Origin of the sequence: Pseudomonas sp. SH10-3B (assembly GCF_019891415.1) — a bacterium.
Lineage (GTDB): Bacteria > Pseudomonadota > Gammaproteobacteria > Pseudomonadales > Pseudomonadaceae > Aquipseudomonas.
Genome location: NZ_JAFLXD010000004.1, coordinates 1 through 15,529 on the forward strand (window position 1 = coordinate 1; position 15,529 = coordinate 15,529).

Here is a 15,529-nt window from a genome sequence, read left to right on the forward strand (position 1 = left end):
AATTTAAAATTTCACTCTAAAGTCTTGAGTCTCGCATAAGCCATTTCAGGCGAGCGCGCTCCTGTGGCGAGCGGGCTTGTCCCGCGTTGGGCTGCGCAGCAGCCCCAGAACCAGGCGCAGAGGAGTGCCTGATACACCGCATTCTTCTTCATTAGGGGCGCTTCGCACCCCAACGCGGGACAAGCCCGCTCGCCACAGAGGTCCCAGTTTGCTGCGCGACAGCGCTACGTCGAAGAGGTAGTGGGACCTCCCTTGCCACAGACGTTAGAGTAATCCCTGATCCGCACACACCTTCACCACCTGCTCACGAAACCAGGTATTGGCGCTGTCCTGTTCACTGCTTTCATTCCACTGCATATCCAGGGTGAACCCCGGCAACCCGTTGGGGGCCTCGCAGTGGCCGAACACCGTCGCGGGCGCCAGCAGTTTTTGCACGCGGCGCGGCAGGGTGACGATGAAGTCGGTGCCGGTGATCATCTTCAGGGCCGCGCTGTAGCTGTTGGCCCGGGCGATCACCTGGCGCTTGTGGGAGTGGCGCGCCAGCCAGCCGTCGATCATGTTGGTGTCGGACGTCCATGGCGTGGGGAACACGTGGCGTCGCTCGACGAACGATTGCAGGCTGAATGCCGGCTCGCGCGGCGCCGAGCGTTTATCGAAGACGCAGACCAGGTCGTCCTCCAACAGCATCTGGGTCTTGAAGTCTTTATGGGCACGGTGAAAGTGCGGGCCGAAGCAAATCACCAGGTCCAGGCGGCCCTCGCGCAGGTCGTCGGCGGGGATCTCGGTTTCGAGTTTCTGCACATTGACGATTACCGGCAGGTCCGCCCGGTCGAAATTCTTCAACAGGCGCGGCAGGATCAGTTGTTCGAAGTACTCCGGCGCGCACACATTGAACGTCACGGCCTTTTGCGTGGGGTCGAAGGCCTGGCCACCGGCGTGGCACAGGTTGATGCTTTCGAGGATCTTCTGCACATGGGCGTACATGGTGGTGGCCTTGTACGTAGGACGCATGCCCGCGCGGGTGTTGATAAACAGCTCGTCTTCAAAACTGGTGCGCAGCTTCTTCAGGCTGTAGCTCACGGTGGACTGGCTGACGAATAGGGTTTCGGACACCTCGGTCACGCTGCTCTGGTCATAGACGGCGATAAACACCATCAAGTCCTGCATATCGAGTTTTCTGAGTAAGTTACTGTTTAACATCGGTTTCGTCCGTAAACCCCATGTACCGAAGTCAGTACAAGACAGCGCGAAAGCTTAACGGAACGAGCGTGCCAATAGAAAGCGCTGTAGGGCGTTTCTATGTTTTGTGTGGGACAAATACTGTTTGTAACGCGACCTCAGCGAATATGCTGCGCGTAATGCCTTGGGTTGAAGCGCGTGACAATCAGCAGCATCAGCACAATCACCGCGGTCAGGGACCACCAGGCCCATTCGAAGCTACCCAGTTGGTCGCGGATCATCCCGGCGATCAGCGGCGACAGGCCGGCAATCAGGTAGCCGATGCCCTGCACAAAGGCGGTCAGGGCCCCTGCGCGGCGCGGGTTATCGAGGTGGTCGAGGGACAGGATCAGGCTCATCGGGAACAACCCGCCGATACCCAGGCCCAGCAGGCACGGCCACAGCAAGCTGAGGTGTTGCGGGCTGAGGATCAAGCCGCAGAACCCAAGGATGATCAGCACCAGCAACACGGCCACCACCCCGCGTTTATCCCGGCGACGGTTGGCGATGGCCGGCGTGACCAGGCCGGACACCACCTCCATTGCGGTCAGGAAACCCAACAACAAACCGGCATTCTGTTCGCTCCAGCCTTGCTCCACGTAGTACGGCGCCAGCCACGCAAGTACACAGGTGTAGGAGGCAGTACCGAGGCCGAAAAAAATCGCCAGCAACCAGGCGCGACCGTTGCCGAAAAACGACTCCTTAGGGCCGGCGGCGGCTTGGGGCAAGGGCGGCAACACCGAGCGCTGGGCGTACCAGAACACCAGGGCCAGCAGCGCCAGGCCTGCCCAGATTGCCAGGCCGATGCGCCAACTGCCGGTCTGCACCTGCACCCAGGGCGAGAACGCTGCCGCCAGCGCCGCGCCGCCCATGATGGCCGTGACGTAGAGGCCCATGAACAGCGAAACGTTGTCACTGAACCGCGACTTGATCAGGGCCGGCATCAGCGCCTGGATCATGGCGATACCCACACCGGCGGCGATGGCGCTGACGATCAACTCCAGGGCCGAATCCAGGAACAGCCGCGACACTGTCGCCACGCCAATCACCAGCAGTGACAGCACAATGCTGCGGTGCTCGCCAAAACGCTTGGCCACGCCCATGCCAAAGAACATCGCCAGGCCCATGGCCATGACCGGCAACATGGTCAGCAACGCCGCGCTGCTGAAACTCAACGGCACCTCGCCGCGAATCGACGACAACAACGGCCCCACGGCGGCCATTGAAGGCCGCAGGTTAAGGGCGACCAGCACGACACTGATCATCAGCCATACGGCAGTGGTGGGTTTTGCCTGAACGTTTTCCATGGGCCTGCCTTGAATGAACAAGGGCGAATCAGGCCACGCATGGGGGAGGGGGGCAAATGAGAAAGTCGCAGGGGCTATCTAAAAATTGCAGTTAACTGAAACACCGCTAACGGGGGCACGCCTCCTCCCACAGTTGTTCTGCGCCGTCAGATAGACCGGATCACATGCTTGATCTCCTGAAACGCCGCCAGCCCCCACGGGCCCAGCTCGCGGCCGATACTGCTCTGCTTGTAACCACCCCATGCGGTCTGCGGGAAGATCACCTGCGGTGCGTTGATCCACACCAACCCGGCCTGCAAGGCATTCGCCACGCGCTCGGTGGTCTCGACGCTACGGCTGACCACGCTGGCCACCAGGCCGAACTCGCTGTCGTTGGCCAGGGCGATGGCCTCGTCCTCACTGGCAAAAGGTCGTACACACAGCACCGGGCCGAAGATTTCTTCGTTCCACAATGCACTGTCCAGCGGCACGTCGGTAAACACCGTCGGGTGAATGAAGTAGCCCTTCGCCAGATTCGCCGGGCGGTCACCGCCACACACCAATCGCGCGCCAGCCTCAACGCCACGTTGGATATGCCCCAGCACCCGCTGATACTGCACGCGGTTGATCAGCGCGCCCATTTCCACGTCGTCGGCAAACGGGTCGGCGACGCGAATCCCTTCAGCCCGTGCCTGCAAACGCTGCAGGAACTCATACACCAGGCTGTCGGCCACCAGCACGCGGCTGGTGGCGGAACACATTTGCCCGGCGTTGAAAAAACCACCGCCACACGCCAGCTCCACCGCCAGGTCGAGGTCGGCATCCGCGAGTACCAGCAGCGAAGACTTACCACCCAATTCCAGGCTTACGCCCTTGATGGTTTCCGCTGCGCGTTGCATCACCTGTACACCCACGGCATTGCTGCCGGTGAAGGAAATCTTCGCCACGCGACGGTCTGCGGCCAACGGTGCGCCAACGGCCAACCCGGTGCCGCACACCAGGTTGAACACCCCCGCCGGGATGCCAGCGTCAGCGATGATTTGCGCCAACTGCAACTCCGCCAGCGGCGTGACTTCCGAGGGTTTGAGCACCACGCAGCAACCGGCGGCGAGGGCCGGGGCGAGTTTCCATGCGGTGGTGACCATCGGGAAATTCCACGGCACGATCAGCCCTACCACACCGCAGGGCTCACGGCGCAGGCGCGCACTGAAGTCATCGCTGGGCAGCGCCACCGGCAGGTCCTGGCCAGCGTCCATGGCGTCGGCGATACCGGCGTAGTACTCGAACGTGGCGATCACGTCGTCCACATCGATGCCGGCTTCAAAGAGTGGCTTGCCGTTGTTGCTCGACTGCAGGTGCATCAGCTGTTCGCGCTGCTCGCTGACGCCTTGGGCGATTTTGCGCAGCAGGCTGGCGCGATCACGGCCGGTACTTTTCGACCAATCGATAAAGGCCGCACTGGCCGCATCGACGGCTTGGGTCACGGCCTGCGCATCGCCGACGCTGATGCGCGCCAGAGTCGCCTCGGTGGCCGGGTTGATCACCTCCAGCACGTCGTGGCCTGCACGCCATGCGCCATCGATATACACACCGTTCAATACTGCGCTCATACCGCTACCTCCTGCATCCATAGGTTCTGGTCGATCTCAATCAGCGTCGGCCCCTGGCGATCGGCGGCGGCGCGCAAGGCGTTGCTTAGCTGTGCAACGCTGTGAGCGCTGTCGGCAGCACTGCCGAGGGCCTTGGCCACGCCGATAAAGTCCGGGGTGTAGATGTCCACGCCGACCGGTTCGATGGCGCGGTTGAGCATGTATTTCTTGATCTCTTCATAACCCTGGTTATTCCACAGCAGCACGATGATCGGCGTGCGCGCTTCCACCGCGCTGGCCAGTTCCGGCAGGGTGAATTGCAGCCCGCCGTCGCCGATCAAACACACCACCGGCTGCCTATCGCCACGGCCCAGCCAGGCGCCGATGGCGGCCGGCAGGGCGTAGCCCAAGGTGCCGTAGCCGGTGGAGGAATTGAACCAGCGGCGCGGCTGGTCGAGGTTCAGGGTCAGGTTGCCGCTGTACACCGGTTGGGTCGAATCGCCCACCAGCACGGCGCCCGGCAGTGTCTCCAGCACCGTGTTGAGGAACAGGGTTTGCGCGCGGGTGGCGGCGTCCCAGGTGAGGCTCAGTTCGGCCCACAGACGGGCGACGCGCTGAGCGCCCCAGTCGGTGTAACGAGGGGGTAGCGGCGTGCGGTTCAATTCGGCCAGCAAGGCATCGGCGGCGATCTGCGCATCGGCCACCAGTGCGAGGTGCGGCGGGTAGTTGCGCACGGTCTGGTCGGGGTCGATATCGACGCGCAGCAGCACACCGGGTATCTCGAAGCCACCGGCGAAGGTCACGTCGTAGTCGGTCTCGGCCAGCTCGGTGCCGATGGCCAGTACCACATCGGCCTCGGCCACCAGCGCGCGGGTAGCGACCAGGGACTGGGTCGAGCCGATCAGCAGCGGATGATCGGAAGGCAGCATGCCCTTGGCATTGATGGTCAGGGCCACTGGCGCGCCGAGGGTTTCGGCCAGGCGGGTCAGTTCGGCGGCCGCCTCAATCGCGCCACCACCGGCCAGGATCAGCGGGCGTTTGGCGGCGGCGAGCAACTGGCTCATCTGCTTGACCGCCGACGGTGCCGCACCGGCACGGGCGACGCTGACCGGTTGACTGCCGAGCAGTGCATCGGCGTTTTCCACCAGCACATCCAACGGAATCTCGATATGCACCGGGCGCGGCCTGCCGGCCTGGAACAACGCAAACGCCCGCGCCAGCACGGCGGGCAACTCTGCTGCCGACATCAACGTATGGGAGAACGCCGCCACGCCGGCCATCATCGCGCTCTGGTTCGGCAACTCATGCAGCTTGCCGCGCCCACCGCCCAATTGGCTGCGCGATTGCACGCTGGAAATCACCAGCATCGGGATCGAGTCGGCATAGGCCTGGCCCATGGCGGTGGTGATATTGGTCATGCCGGGGCCAGTGATGATGAAACACACGCCCGGTTTGCCACTGGTGCGCGCATAACCGTCAGCCATAAAACCGGCGCCCTGTTCGTGGCGCGGGGTGACGTGGCGGATGCTCGAGCGGGCCAGGCCGCGATACAGCTCCACGGTGTGCACGCCGGGAATACCAAACACCTGGTCCACGCCGTAGCTTTCCAGGAGGTTGACCAATACTTCGCCGCAGGTCGCCATAGGTGTCGCTCTTGTTATGGATTCGTGGCGGTATTGGAACGGCTGGCCCGTAGCGGCAACAATCGATAAAAAGTCATACTAGCCATGTCCTCACGTCATGGCTGCGACCTTATGAAACGCCTTCCGCCACTGCCCGCGTTGCATACCTTCTGGGTCACGGCCCAGTGCTGCAACTTCACCCGCGCCGCCGAGCAACTGCACATCACCCAAGGCGCGGTGAGCCGGCAGATCGCCGGGTTGGAGAGCCATTTGGGCTACGCCTTGTTCCAGCGCCAGGCGCGCGGGTTGAGCCTGACCGAAGAAGGTCGCGAGTGGTCGCAACGGGTGCAGCAGGTGTTTGGCCTGCTCGGTGACGCGGTGGAGCAGATCGGCAGTCGTCGCCACACCTTGCAAATCAAGGCATCCACCTGTGTGATGCGCTGGTTGTTGCCGCGCTTGATGCAGTGGCAAAAGGAACGCCCGGATGTGCCGGTGGAACTCACCACCACCGTGGCCTACAGCGTGGATTTTCGTCGCGAGCAATTCGACGCAGCGGTGATCTATGCGCCCATTGCCGAGCAGTCGGCCGAGGCGCGGCATTTGTTCGATGAGCAACTCACCCCGGTCTGCGCCCCCGCGCTGCTCGCCGGTTTGCACACCCCGGCGGACTTGCAGCAACAGGTACTGCTGCACCCCACGCGGGACGAGCGCGATTGGGCGCGATGGCTCAAGGCGGCGGATACGCGGTTGAGCAATGTGAGCCAGGGGCATCATTTCGAGACGTTGGATTTGGCGATGAACGTTGCCTCGCAGGGCTCCGGGGTGGCGATGGGCGACAGTGCGTTGATGGGCGAGGATCTGAAGGCGGGGCGCTTGGCGATGCCGTTTGAACTGCGGGTGCCGACGGGCAAGGGCTATTACCTGGTGTATCCGCCGGGGACGGTGCCGTCGGCAGGGCTTGAAGCGCTGATGGATTGGTTAGTGAGCCAGGCGTAGGCGCTGAAGGTCCAAATGTGGGAGGGGGCTTGCTCCCGATAGCGGTGTGTCAGTCAAAGAGGCTCCAACTGAACCACTGCTATCGGGAGCAAGCCCCCTCCCACATTTCTTGACCGCGTTGGGTCAGTAGCCGACGGTGAAGCGCTGGCGCGAGTGCTTCGGTGTTTCCACTTCGTCGATCATGGCGATGGCGTAGTCGGCAAAGCTGATCGAGCTGGTACCGTCACTGCTCACCAGCAAATCATCCTGGCCCAGGCGGAATTTACCGGTGCGTTCGGTGCCATCGAACAAGGCCGACGGCGACAGGAACGTCCAATCCAATTCCTTTTCCTGGCGCAGCACATCGAGAAACGCCGCCCCTGCACTGGCTTCGGCTTTGTATTCAGCCGGGAAGCCCTCGCTGTCGATCACGCGTCCGCCACCCGGCAGCAGCAACGAACCGGCACCGCCGACCACCAGCAGGCGTTTCACCCCGGCTTTTTTTACCGGGCCGATCACGGCGTTGGCGGGCAGGGTGGCGAAATGTGCCGCACTGATCACCACATCGCTGCCGCTGATGGCTTGTTCCAGGGCATTGGCATCCAGTGCATCAACCTGCTTGACGGTGACGCCGGGGCGTACAGCCAGCTTGTCGGTGTTACGCGCGATAGCCACCACGCTATGCCCACGACGCAGTGCTTCTTCCAGCAATTGGCTGCCGGCACGGCCGGTGGCTCCAATGATTGCGATCTTGCTCATGACGTTCTCCAGTACGGTTAGGGTTTAAAAGCCATTCACCACTTCATTTCGCCCTTGGCGACTTTGGCGCTCAGTTCCAGCGAGCTTTCGTCGGCGAGGGTGGGGTAACGCTTTTTCATCGCCGCGATCAGGGCGGCGGAGTCCTTGGCCTTGGCGGTTTCTACGTCGAAGGCCTTGATGTAGTCGGCAGTAAAGGCCACGGATTTCGGCGATGGCGTGCCCAGGTAGTGGCCCGGAATCACCGTGCGTGGCTTCAGCTGTTCGATGCGTTGCAGGGTGGCGAGCCAGTCTTTATGGGATTGCGCGCTTTGGGTGTCAGCCATCCACAGGTGGATGTTTTGCGCGACCACGACGCCCCCGACCACGGCCTTGATCGACGGGATCCACACAAAGCTGCGGTCCGGCTGCGGGCCGTCCAGGCCGATCACCTCCAACTGCTGCCCTTCAAGGGTCAGGCTGTGGCCTTGCAGCACCTGCGGCACGATGGTTTTGCCGGGTTTGTCGGCACCCATTTTCGGGCCCCAGAACTCCAGTTTGCCGGCCACGGTGGCGTTGATATGGTCGACCACCGGTTGCGGCGCCAGCACCTTGGCGTCGGGGAACGCGGCGGTCAGGGTGTCGAGGCCGAAGTAGTAATCCGGGTCGCCGTGGCTGATGTAGATGGTGGTCAGGTGCTTGCCGCTGGCACGGATCTTCTGCACCAGTTGTTCGGCCTGGCCTTTGCCGAATTGGGCGTCGACCAGGATCGCGTCTTTGGCGCCGCTGACCAGCACCGAGCTGACCGGGAAGATCGCGGCCTCGCCTGGGTTGTACACGTCGAGGGTCAGGTCAGCCGCTGCGGCATGGCCGGCGAACGCCAAGGCAGCGGTGAAGGTTAAGCGCTTGAGGGTTGAGAACATCGGGCAGCTCCAGCAGTCGATTCAAAGGATGCACAGAGCTTAGTTGCACTAAACAAGACTAAAAATGCGATGCTGGGACATAGTTTGTTTCTGAAATCGAGCAAATCATGGATCGTCTTCAAGCAATGCGCGTGTTTGTCACGGTGGTGGACCTGGGCAGCCAGTCCGCTGCCGCCGACCATCTAGACCTGTCGCGCCCAGTAGTGTCGCGTTACCTGGCCGAGTTGGAAGACTGGGTCGGCGCGCGCCTGTTGCACCGCACCACACGCAAGCTCAGCCTGACGGCGGCCGGTGGCGAAACCCTGCCACGGTGTCGGCAACTGCTGGAATTGTGCGGCGATATGCAGGCCGCCGTCAGCGAGCCCGATGACGCGCCCCGTGGCCTGTTGCGCCTGAGTGTCAGCACCTCGTTCGGCCAGGCGCAATTGGCCGAGGCCATCGCCGAGTACGTCAAGCGCTATCCCTTAGTGACCATTGACCTGCAAATGCTCGACCGCACGGTGAACCTGGTGGACGAGCGCATCGACCTGGCCATCCGCACCAGTAACGACCTGGACCCGAATCTGATCGCCCGGCGCCTGACGGTTTGTCGCTCCGTGGTGTGCGCAACCCCGGCGTACCTGTTGGAGCATCCGGCGCCGCAGAAAGTCGAAGACCTGGCCCGGCACAACTGCCTGACCCACTCGTACTTCGGCAAAAGCCTGTGGCATTTCGAAGAACACGGCGAGCACGTGTCGGTGCCGGTGCACGGCAATATCACCGCCAACGAAGCCAGTACGCTGTTGCGCGTTACGTTGGCCGGCGCGGGTGTGGCGATGCTGCCCAGCTATCAGGCCGGCGATCACATTCGTCGCGGTGAACTGGTGCGCCTGCTGCCCGCCGCAGAACCCCGGCAGATGAACATCTACGCGGTGTATGCGTCGCGCAAGCACATGCCGTCGGCGTTGCGCAGCCTGCTGGATTTCCTGGTGCTGAGGTTTCCGGAAACACCCGGGTGGGATGTGGGGCTCTGAGCCGACATAAACGTGTTGAATGTCGTCCAATAATGGCAACTCGCCCTGACTGGCCTATGCTTTAAACAGCACCGAATAGATCCGCTTAGAGGTCTGTGCCATGAGCATTAAAACCAGAAAATACCTGATGATTTTTTTCCTCTGCGCCCTGGCGACCGGCCTGTATGGCACTGCCGCCTACCGCGTGGAGCAGACCCGGATGCAGCCGACCTTTGCGATCAGTTGCCATCAGGACCAATGCGTGCCCCACACCGGCAGCTTCAGCGCTCTGCGCTGAAGCTGCAGCAGCCGGCTAGTTGTGGGGTGTTTCGGTCTTGAGTTGCTCGCGAAACGCCTTGGGTGAAAAACCGACCCGTCGGCGAAACAACCGAGAGAAGTTGGTCGGGTCGGAAAACCCCAATACCTGCGACATCTCGTTGATCGTCATGCTGGTGTAGGTCAGCAGGCGCTTGGCTTCCAGCAACTGGCGGTCATGCATGATCTGCAATGCCGGTTGCCCGCCCAATTCCCGACACGTCCCGTTCAAGTGTGAGACCGAGATCCCCAGCTTGTGGGCCAAATCTTCAATCTTCGGATGCTCGCGGTAATGCTGCTCGACCAGTTGGGTAAAGCGCCGAAAATACTCGCGCCCGCGCGGTGCACGGGGATGGCGCAGTTGAATGGCCTGGCGGCTGATCCACACCAGCAGCACGCTGACCAGAGCATGCATCATCATGTCCCGGGCCGGTTGTTCATCGGCGTATTCATCCTGTAGCCGCGCGAACAGGCTGTTGAGGTAGTCGCTGTCCTTGCCCGCCGGGTAACTGCCCAGCGCCTGCAGACCGTCCACCGTCGCGCCCAACTGCGCCTGCAGATGGCTGACCAGCGGCGCCGCCAGGGTCACGACGTAACCTTGCACATCTTGCGCAAACCGAAAGCCATGCACACACAGCGGCGGCAGCACCTGCAAGGTCGCTTCGCTGAGGGTGCTGCGCTTGCCTTCGATCTCCAGTTGCGCTTGGCCTTTGTGCACGTACAGCAACTGGCACAGATCCGCGTGCCGGTGGGGTTGGATTTCCCACTCGTATTCCCGGCTGCGTCGGGAAATGGTTTCGCAGTGCAACAAATCGGGCGTCGGCCATTGCTGGCTTTCCCCGTAAAGCTTGAAGACCGGAATCGCGGTTTTGGTCATGGTTTTTATCCGATACTCAGAAGAGTGGTGCGGTAATCGCCCCAATTGGCAAAAAGCGCAGACTTTGTCTCAGTTTTCACCTTCTTATGCTGCTCACTCAAGTGAAAAATGTCAGCAACAAAACCAATGACAACTCTTTCACTTGATCCGTTCGGGTGGAACATGCGGGCCATAAAAATAATGAAAACGCTGAAAACCCAAGTCGCCATTATCGGTGCCGGTCCCTCCGGACTGTTGCTCGGCCAACTGCTGCACAACGCCGGTATCCAGACCCTTATCCTGGAGCGCCAGAGCGCCGACTACGTGCAAGGCCGCATCCGTGCCGGAGTGCTGGAGCAAGGCATGGTCGACCTGCTGCGCGAGGCGGGCGTCAGCCAGCGCATGGATACCGAAGGCCTGGTGCACGACGGCTTCGAGCTGGCGCTGGACGGGCAACTGACCCACATCGATCTCAAGGCGCTGACCGGCGGCCAATCAGTGATGATCTACGGCCAGACCGAAGTCACCCGCGACCTGATGGCCGCCCGCGCCGCCGCTGGCGCCACCACCCTGTATGAAGCGCGCGACGTGCAGCCCCATGATCTTAAAAGTGATCGACCCTGGCTGACGTTCGAGCATCAGGGCGAGGCGTTTCGCCTGGAGTGCGATTACATCGCCGGCTGTGATGGTTTCCACGGTGTGGCGCGCCAGTCGATCCCGGCTGAATCGCTGAAAGTATTCGAGCGCGTCTACCCCTTCGGTTGGCTGGGCATCCTCGCCGACACCCCGCCGGTGCACGAGGAACTGGTGTACGCCAAGCACGCCCGGGGTTTCGCGCTGTGCAGCATGCGTTCACCGACGCGCAGCCGCTATTACCTGCAAGTGCCGGCCGAGGAACCCGTGGATGAATGGTCGGACGAACGCTTCTGGGCCGAACTGAAAATGCGCCTGCCCAACGACCTCGCCGAACAGTTGGTCACCGGGCCATCCATCGAAAAAAGCATCGCGCCCCTGCGCAGTTTTGTGGTGGAACCGATGCAGTACGGGCGCCTGTTCCTGCTCGGCGATGCGGCCCATATCGTGCCGCCCACCGGGGCCAAGGGCTTGAACCTGGCGGCCAGCGACGTGAGCACGTTGTTCCGGATCCTGCTCAAGGTGTATCGCGAGGGACGGGTGGACTTGCTCGAACGCTATTCCGCCATCTGCCTGCGCCGGGTGTGGAAGGCCGAACGGTTTTCATGGTGGATGACCTCGATGTTGCATCAATTTCCCGAGTCCGACGGCTTCAGCCAGCGCATTGCCCAGAGCGAGCTGGAATACTTCATTCACTCCGAAGCCGGACGCAAGACCATTGCGGAAAATTACGTCGGGCTTCCTTACGAAGCTATTGAATAGCCTGCTATCGTATCGAGCATTCCTGCGGGCCGCCTTTTCCCGCAGGCCCTGCTCGAAGGTTCTGCCGTGACTCAGCTCAATCAGCCCGCGCCACCGCTCCCCGCGGTGCGCAGTATTCTCGCCTCGTTGATGATGGCGATCTTCCTCGGTGCCTTGGACCAAACCATCGTCGCCGTGTCCATGCCCGCCATCTCCGCGCAATTCCACGACGTCAACCTGCTGGCCTGGGTGATCTCCGGCTATATGGTGGCGATGACGGTAGCGGTGCCGATCTACGGCAAGCTCGGCGACCTCTACGGGCGGCGGCCGATGATGCTGATCGGCATGGGCCTGTTCACCGTCGCGTCGTTGTTCTGCGGCATGGCCCAGAGCATGGAGCAACTGGTGCTGGCGCGGGTGCTGCAGGGCATCGGTGCCGGGGGGATGATCTCGGTGAGCCAGGCGATCATCGGCGACATCATCCCGCCCCGTGAGCGCGGGCGCTATCAGGGCTATTTCAGCAGCATGTACGCGGTGGCCAGCGTGGCCGGGCCGGTCTTGGGCGGCTACATGACCGAGTACCTGTCGTGGCGCTGGGTGTTCCTGATCAACCTGCCCTTGGGCGCCGGCGCCTGGTACGTGGCCCATCGCACCCTGGTGGGGCTGCCGGCGCCGCAACGCAAGCCGATCATCGATTACCTCGGCACGGTGCTGATGATCATCGGCCTGACCGCCTTGCTACTGGGCATTACCGAAATCGGCCAGGGCCATCATTGGCGTGACAGCCAGGTACTGGGGCTGTTGGCCTGCGCGCTGGTGGCGTTGACGCTGTTTGTCTGGCACGAGCGCCGGGCGCGCGAGCCGTTGCTGCCGATGCATCTGTTTGCCAATCGCAGTGCGGTGCTGTGCTGGTGCACGGTGTTTTTCACCAGTTTCCAGGCGATTTCCCTGACGGTGCTGATGCCCCTGCGCTTTCAGACAGTCACCGGCGGCGGTGCCGACAGTGCCGCCTTGCACTTGCTGCCCCTGGCAATCGGCCTGCCCATCGGCGCCTATTCCGCCGGGCGCCTGACCTCGGTGACCGGGCGCTACAAACCGATGATCCTCAGCGGCGCGCTGTTAAGCCCTCTGGCGATTCTGGGCATGGCCTACAGTGCGCCTCAGGATGTGCTGCTGACCGGCATATTCATGCTGTTGTGCGGGATTGCCGCCGGTATGCAGTTCCCCACTTCTTTAGTCGGCTCGCAGAACTCGGTGGAACAACGGGACATCGGGGTCGCCACCAGCACCACCAACCTATTCCGCTCTTTGGGCGGGGCGGTGGGGGTGGCGTGCATGTCGGCGTTGCTGCTGGCGCTGTTGCAGGACTCCAGCTTCGCCCACCTGGCCAGCAGTGCGCTGGTGGCCGAGGGCAGTTCTGGCAACGTGCTGTTGGATGGCCTGAATGCCGCCCCCGGCGCAGCGCAGAACGCCCTGCGCGGGGAGTTGGGGGACACGTTCCGGCATTTGCTGATGGTGAGTGCGGCGATCTCGCTGCTGGGGTTGGCGGCGGCGATCGCGATGCCCAACCGCGTGCTGCGCGGGCGAGACGACAAAACCCGCTGACTGACACAATAGAGACCTAATGTGGGAGGGGGCTTGCCCCCGGAGGCCAGGGGAACTCCCACATTTGAATGCATTCCAGTTCAGATCAAGGGCTGTAGTACCCCACCGCAACCATGAAATGCCCGGCCTTGCGCACATACGCATGTTTGTTCTCGACCTTGCCGGTCACCGGGTTCTTCCAGCGGTACTTGTATTCCCCCTGGTCCTGCTCGGCCATCAGCTTGAGGATCGGCTCGCCCACCGGCTTGCCGTCGGGGTCCTTGATCTTGCTGAAGTCGGTGTTGATCAGCCGCAGTGTGGTGCCGTGGGCCACGTAGCGTTTGCTGTTCAGATCGACCACAAACACATAGAGGTCATCCTGCAGGAATCCCCCTTGCAATGAGTTGATGGCCTTGAGCGTGCCGGTTTCATCCTTGAGCAGTGCGTTCACCGCCTTGTTGCGCAGCGCACGGGCCTGTTCCGGGGTGGCACGCGGCAGGTAATAACCCACGGCCAGGATGCGTTCGCCGACCCGCTGGTAAAACACATGCTTATGTTCGACCTTGCCGTCGTTCCAATTCTGCCAGCGGTAGTCGGCCTGCTGGATGCCCTGGCCTTCCGGCACCTTGAGCGCCTCCTTGAATGACTGGCGCAACTCCGGCCCGAGTACCTCGGACACATCGCGGCCGATCAGCGCGGAGGAGGGGCCGCCGCTGGCCAGCAACACGCCTTGGGTATCGACCACGAACACGTAGCGGTCCTGGTCGACAAACTCGCCCTGGCGACTGAACGCCGCGAAGGCCTTGTCACCGTTGGTCTGGTAATAGGCCAGGGCTTTTCCCAGCAAGGCCTTGGCCGCCTGGGCGTCCTCATCCTGAGTCGTTGCGGCGTGCACCTGGCTGAAACACAACAGCAGCAGCCAGGTGAAGCGGAGCAATCCCTTCATGTTCCGTCCCTCATTATTATTGGTGTGACCACAGCGTAGACGGCTGTGGCTCAAGGCGCCGCCAGCCACTGGCTGACGATACCGTCATAGACACCGGTGGCCACGCTCAGGTGCAACCACTGGTCGACATAGCTTTTCCAGGCCACATCGTCACGGGGCAGCAAAAAGGCTTTTTCGCTGTATTGCATCTGCCGCTCCGGGTTGACCGCACACAGCCCCGGCTTGAGTTTCTGCTGGTACCGCGCCTCGCTGGCGTCGGTGATCATCACATCCGCCTTGCCGGCGAGCAGTTCGTCGAAGATGGTCACGTTGTCGTGCAGGCGGATTTGCGCCTGGGCCAGGTGGGCGCGCGCGAATATTTCGTTGGTGCCGCCTGCCGGTTCGATCACCCGCACCTGGGGCTGGTTGATCTGCTCCACGGTCTGGTAGCGCTTGACGTCGGCGCAACGCACCAGCGGGATCTTGCCGTCGACCCCGAGGGACTGGCTGAAGAAGGCTTTTTTCTGACGCTCCAACGACACCGAAATACCGCCCACGGCGATATCGCAGCGCTGGGCGAGGAAGTCCGGCATCAGGGTTTTCCAGGTGGTGGGCACCCATTGGATCTTGGCGTTGAGGCTCTTGGCCAGGGATTCGGCCATGGCAATGTCGATACCTTCATAGCTGCCATCGGCGCGCAGCGAGGTGTAGGGCTTGTAGTCGCCGGTGGTGCAGACGCTCAGGGTGCCGCGTTCAAGCACCTGGTCAAGACGCGAGGGCGCGGTGTCGGCCAGGGCAGAGGTGGCCAGGCTTGCCAGTACGCACAGGGTTATCGTTGTTTTCATGCGATCGGGTCCTTGGGACATGCTCGGGGGCGGTCATTATTTCCAGCAGGACGGCCAGGTAGCAAGGGGCGGCAAATGTTTAGCCAAGTTGCACCCAAACTCCGTCAACCCTGAATTTAAACACCTATGCAGGCGTGTGACGCTGGCGCATCTCCATCATTGTGATTCACCCATGGACGGCTGCCTCGACACTCATCCTGCGACATTGCCGTCCGAGCTCGCCTTCTGGGCCCTGTTTCACTGCCGCCACGCGCGCCCGCCAGACTCCCTTCTCCTACGCTGATTTTCTC

At 62.2% G+C, this 15,529-nt stretch carries 14 protein-coding genes; 5 read left to right on the plus strand and 9 right to left on the minus strand.

Annotation, left to right across the window (positions count from 1 at the left end):
• Window positions 1-264: 264 nt before the first annotated feature.
• The 4 genes from J1G35_RS04230 to J1G35_RS04245 form a co-directional block, all read right to left on the minus strand.
• A complete protein-coding gene (locus J1G35_RS04230) occupies window positions 265-1,200 on the minus strand; it encodes a LysR family transcriptional regulator (protein WP_223013713.1) in 936 nt (311 codons plus the stop codon).
• A gap of 137 nt (window positions 1,201-1,337) precedes the next feature.
• Window positions 1,338-2,525: a cyanate transporter gene (locus J1G35_RS04235; protein WP_223013715.1), complete on the minus strand. Its 1,188-nt coding sequence runs from the start codon at window positions 2,523-2,525 to the stop codon at window positions 1,338-1,340.
• A 146-nt stretch (window positions 2,526-2,671) separates the two neighbouring features.
• A complete protein-coding gene (locus J1G35_RS04240) occupies window positions 2,672-4,114 on the minus strand; it encodes an aldehyde dehydrogenase family protein (protein ID WP_223013717.1) in 1,443 nt (480 codons plus the stop codon).
• The gene (locus tag J1G35_RS04245; protein WP_223013719.1) at window positions 4,111-5,736 is read right to left on the minus strand and encodes a 5-guanidino-2-oxopentanoate decarboxylase; all 1,626 of its coding nucleotides are present in this window, start codon (window positions 5,734-5,736) and stop codon (window positions 4,111-4,113) included. The genes J1G35_RS04240 and J1G35_RS04245 overlap by 4 nt, the downstream gene beginning before the upstream one ends.
• A 111-nt stretch (window positions 5,737-5,847) precedes the next feature.
• Between J1G35_RS04245 and J1G35_RS04250 the strand changes: the two genes are divergently transcribed.
• Window positions 5,848-6,711: a LysR substrate-binding domain-containing protein gene (locus J1G35_RS04250; RefSeq protein WP_223013721.1), complete on the plus strand. Its 864-nt coding sequence runs from the start codon at window positions 5,848-5,850 to the stop codon at window positions 6,709-6,711.
• Window positions 6,712-6,834: 123 nt separating this feature from the next.
• Here J1G35_RS04250 and J1G35_RS04255 read toward each other — a convergent pair whose 3' ends face one another.
• Together J1G35_RS04255 and J1G35_RS04260 are read right to left on the minus strand one after the other, a co-directional pair.
• On the minus strand, window positions 6,835-7,449 hold the full coding sequence (locus tag J1G35_RS04255) for an NAD(P)-dependent oxidoreductase (RefSeq protein ID WP_223013723.1): 615 nt from the start codon (window positions 7,447-7,449) through the stop codon (window positions 6,835-6,837).
• A gap of 35 nt (window positions 7,450-7,484) precedes the next feature.
• Entirely contained in the window at window positions 7,485-8,348 is an 864-nt protein-coding gene (locus J1G35_RS04260; RefSeq protein ID WP_053136694.1) for an MBL fold metallo-hydrolase, read from the minus strand.
• 107 nt (window positions 8,349-8,455) lie between these two features.
• Here J1G35_RS04260 and J1G35_RS04265 point away from each other — a divergent pair, with 107 nt between their 5' ends.
• A complete protein-coding gene (locus J1G35_RS04265; RefSeq protein ID WP_223013724.1) occupies window positions 8,456-9,361 on the plus strand; it encodes a LysR family transcriptional regulator in 906 nt (301 codons plus the stop codon).
• A 100-nt stretch (window positions 9,362-9,461) separates the two neighbouring features.
• A complete protein-coding gene (locus J1G35_RS04270; protein ID WP_162844255.1) occupies window positions 9,462-9,638 on the plus strand; it encodes a hypothetical protein in 177 nt (58 codons plus the stop codon).
• Window positions 9,639-9,653: 15 nt separating this feature from the next.
• On the opposite strand, the gene J1G35_RS04275 is transcribed toward J1G35_RS04270, so the two are convergent.
• On the minus strand, window positions 9,654-10,532 hold the full coding sequence (locus tag J1G35_RS04275; RefSeq protein ID WP_053136688.1) for a helix-turn-helix domain-containing protein: 879 nt from the start codon (window positions 10,530-10,532) through the stop codon (window positions 9,654-9,656).
• Window positions 10,533-10,721: 189 nt separating this feature from the next.
• Between J1G35_RS04275 and pobA the strand changes: the two genes are divergently transcribed.
• Entirely contained in the window at window positions 10,722-11,906 is a 1,185-nt protein-coding gene (gene pobA, locus J1G35_RS04280; RefSeq protein ID WP_172681514.1) for a 4-hydroxybenzoate 3-monooxygenase, read from the plus strand.
• 66 nt (window positions 11,907-11,972) lie between these two features.
• Window positions 11,973-13,490 (plus strand): MDR family MFS transporter, encoded by a 1,518-nt coding sequence (locus J1G35_RS04285; protein ID WP_223013725.1) that lies wholly within the window; start codon window positions 11,973-11,975, stop codon window positions 13,488-13,490.
• 85 nt (window positions 13,491-13,575) lie between these two features.
• Here J1G35_RS04285 and J1G35_RS04290 read toward each other — a convergent pair whose 3' ends face one another.
• On the minus strand, window positions 13,576-14,415 hold the full coding sequence (locus J1G35_RS04290; protein ID WP_223013727.1) for a cache domain-containing protein: 840 nt from the start codon (window positions 14,413-14,415) through the stop codon (window positions 13,576-13,578).
• A 50-nt stretch (window positions 14,416-14,465) separates the two neighbouring features.
• Complete coding sequence (locus J1G35_RS04295; protein WP_053136675.1) at window positions 14,466-15,239, minus strand: transporter substrate-binding domain-containing protein; 774 nt, start codon at window positions 15,237-15,239, stop codon at window positions 14,466-14,468.
• Between the last annotated feature and the right edge of the window lie 290 nt (window positions 15,240-15,529).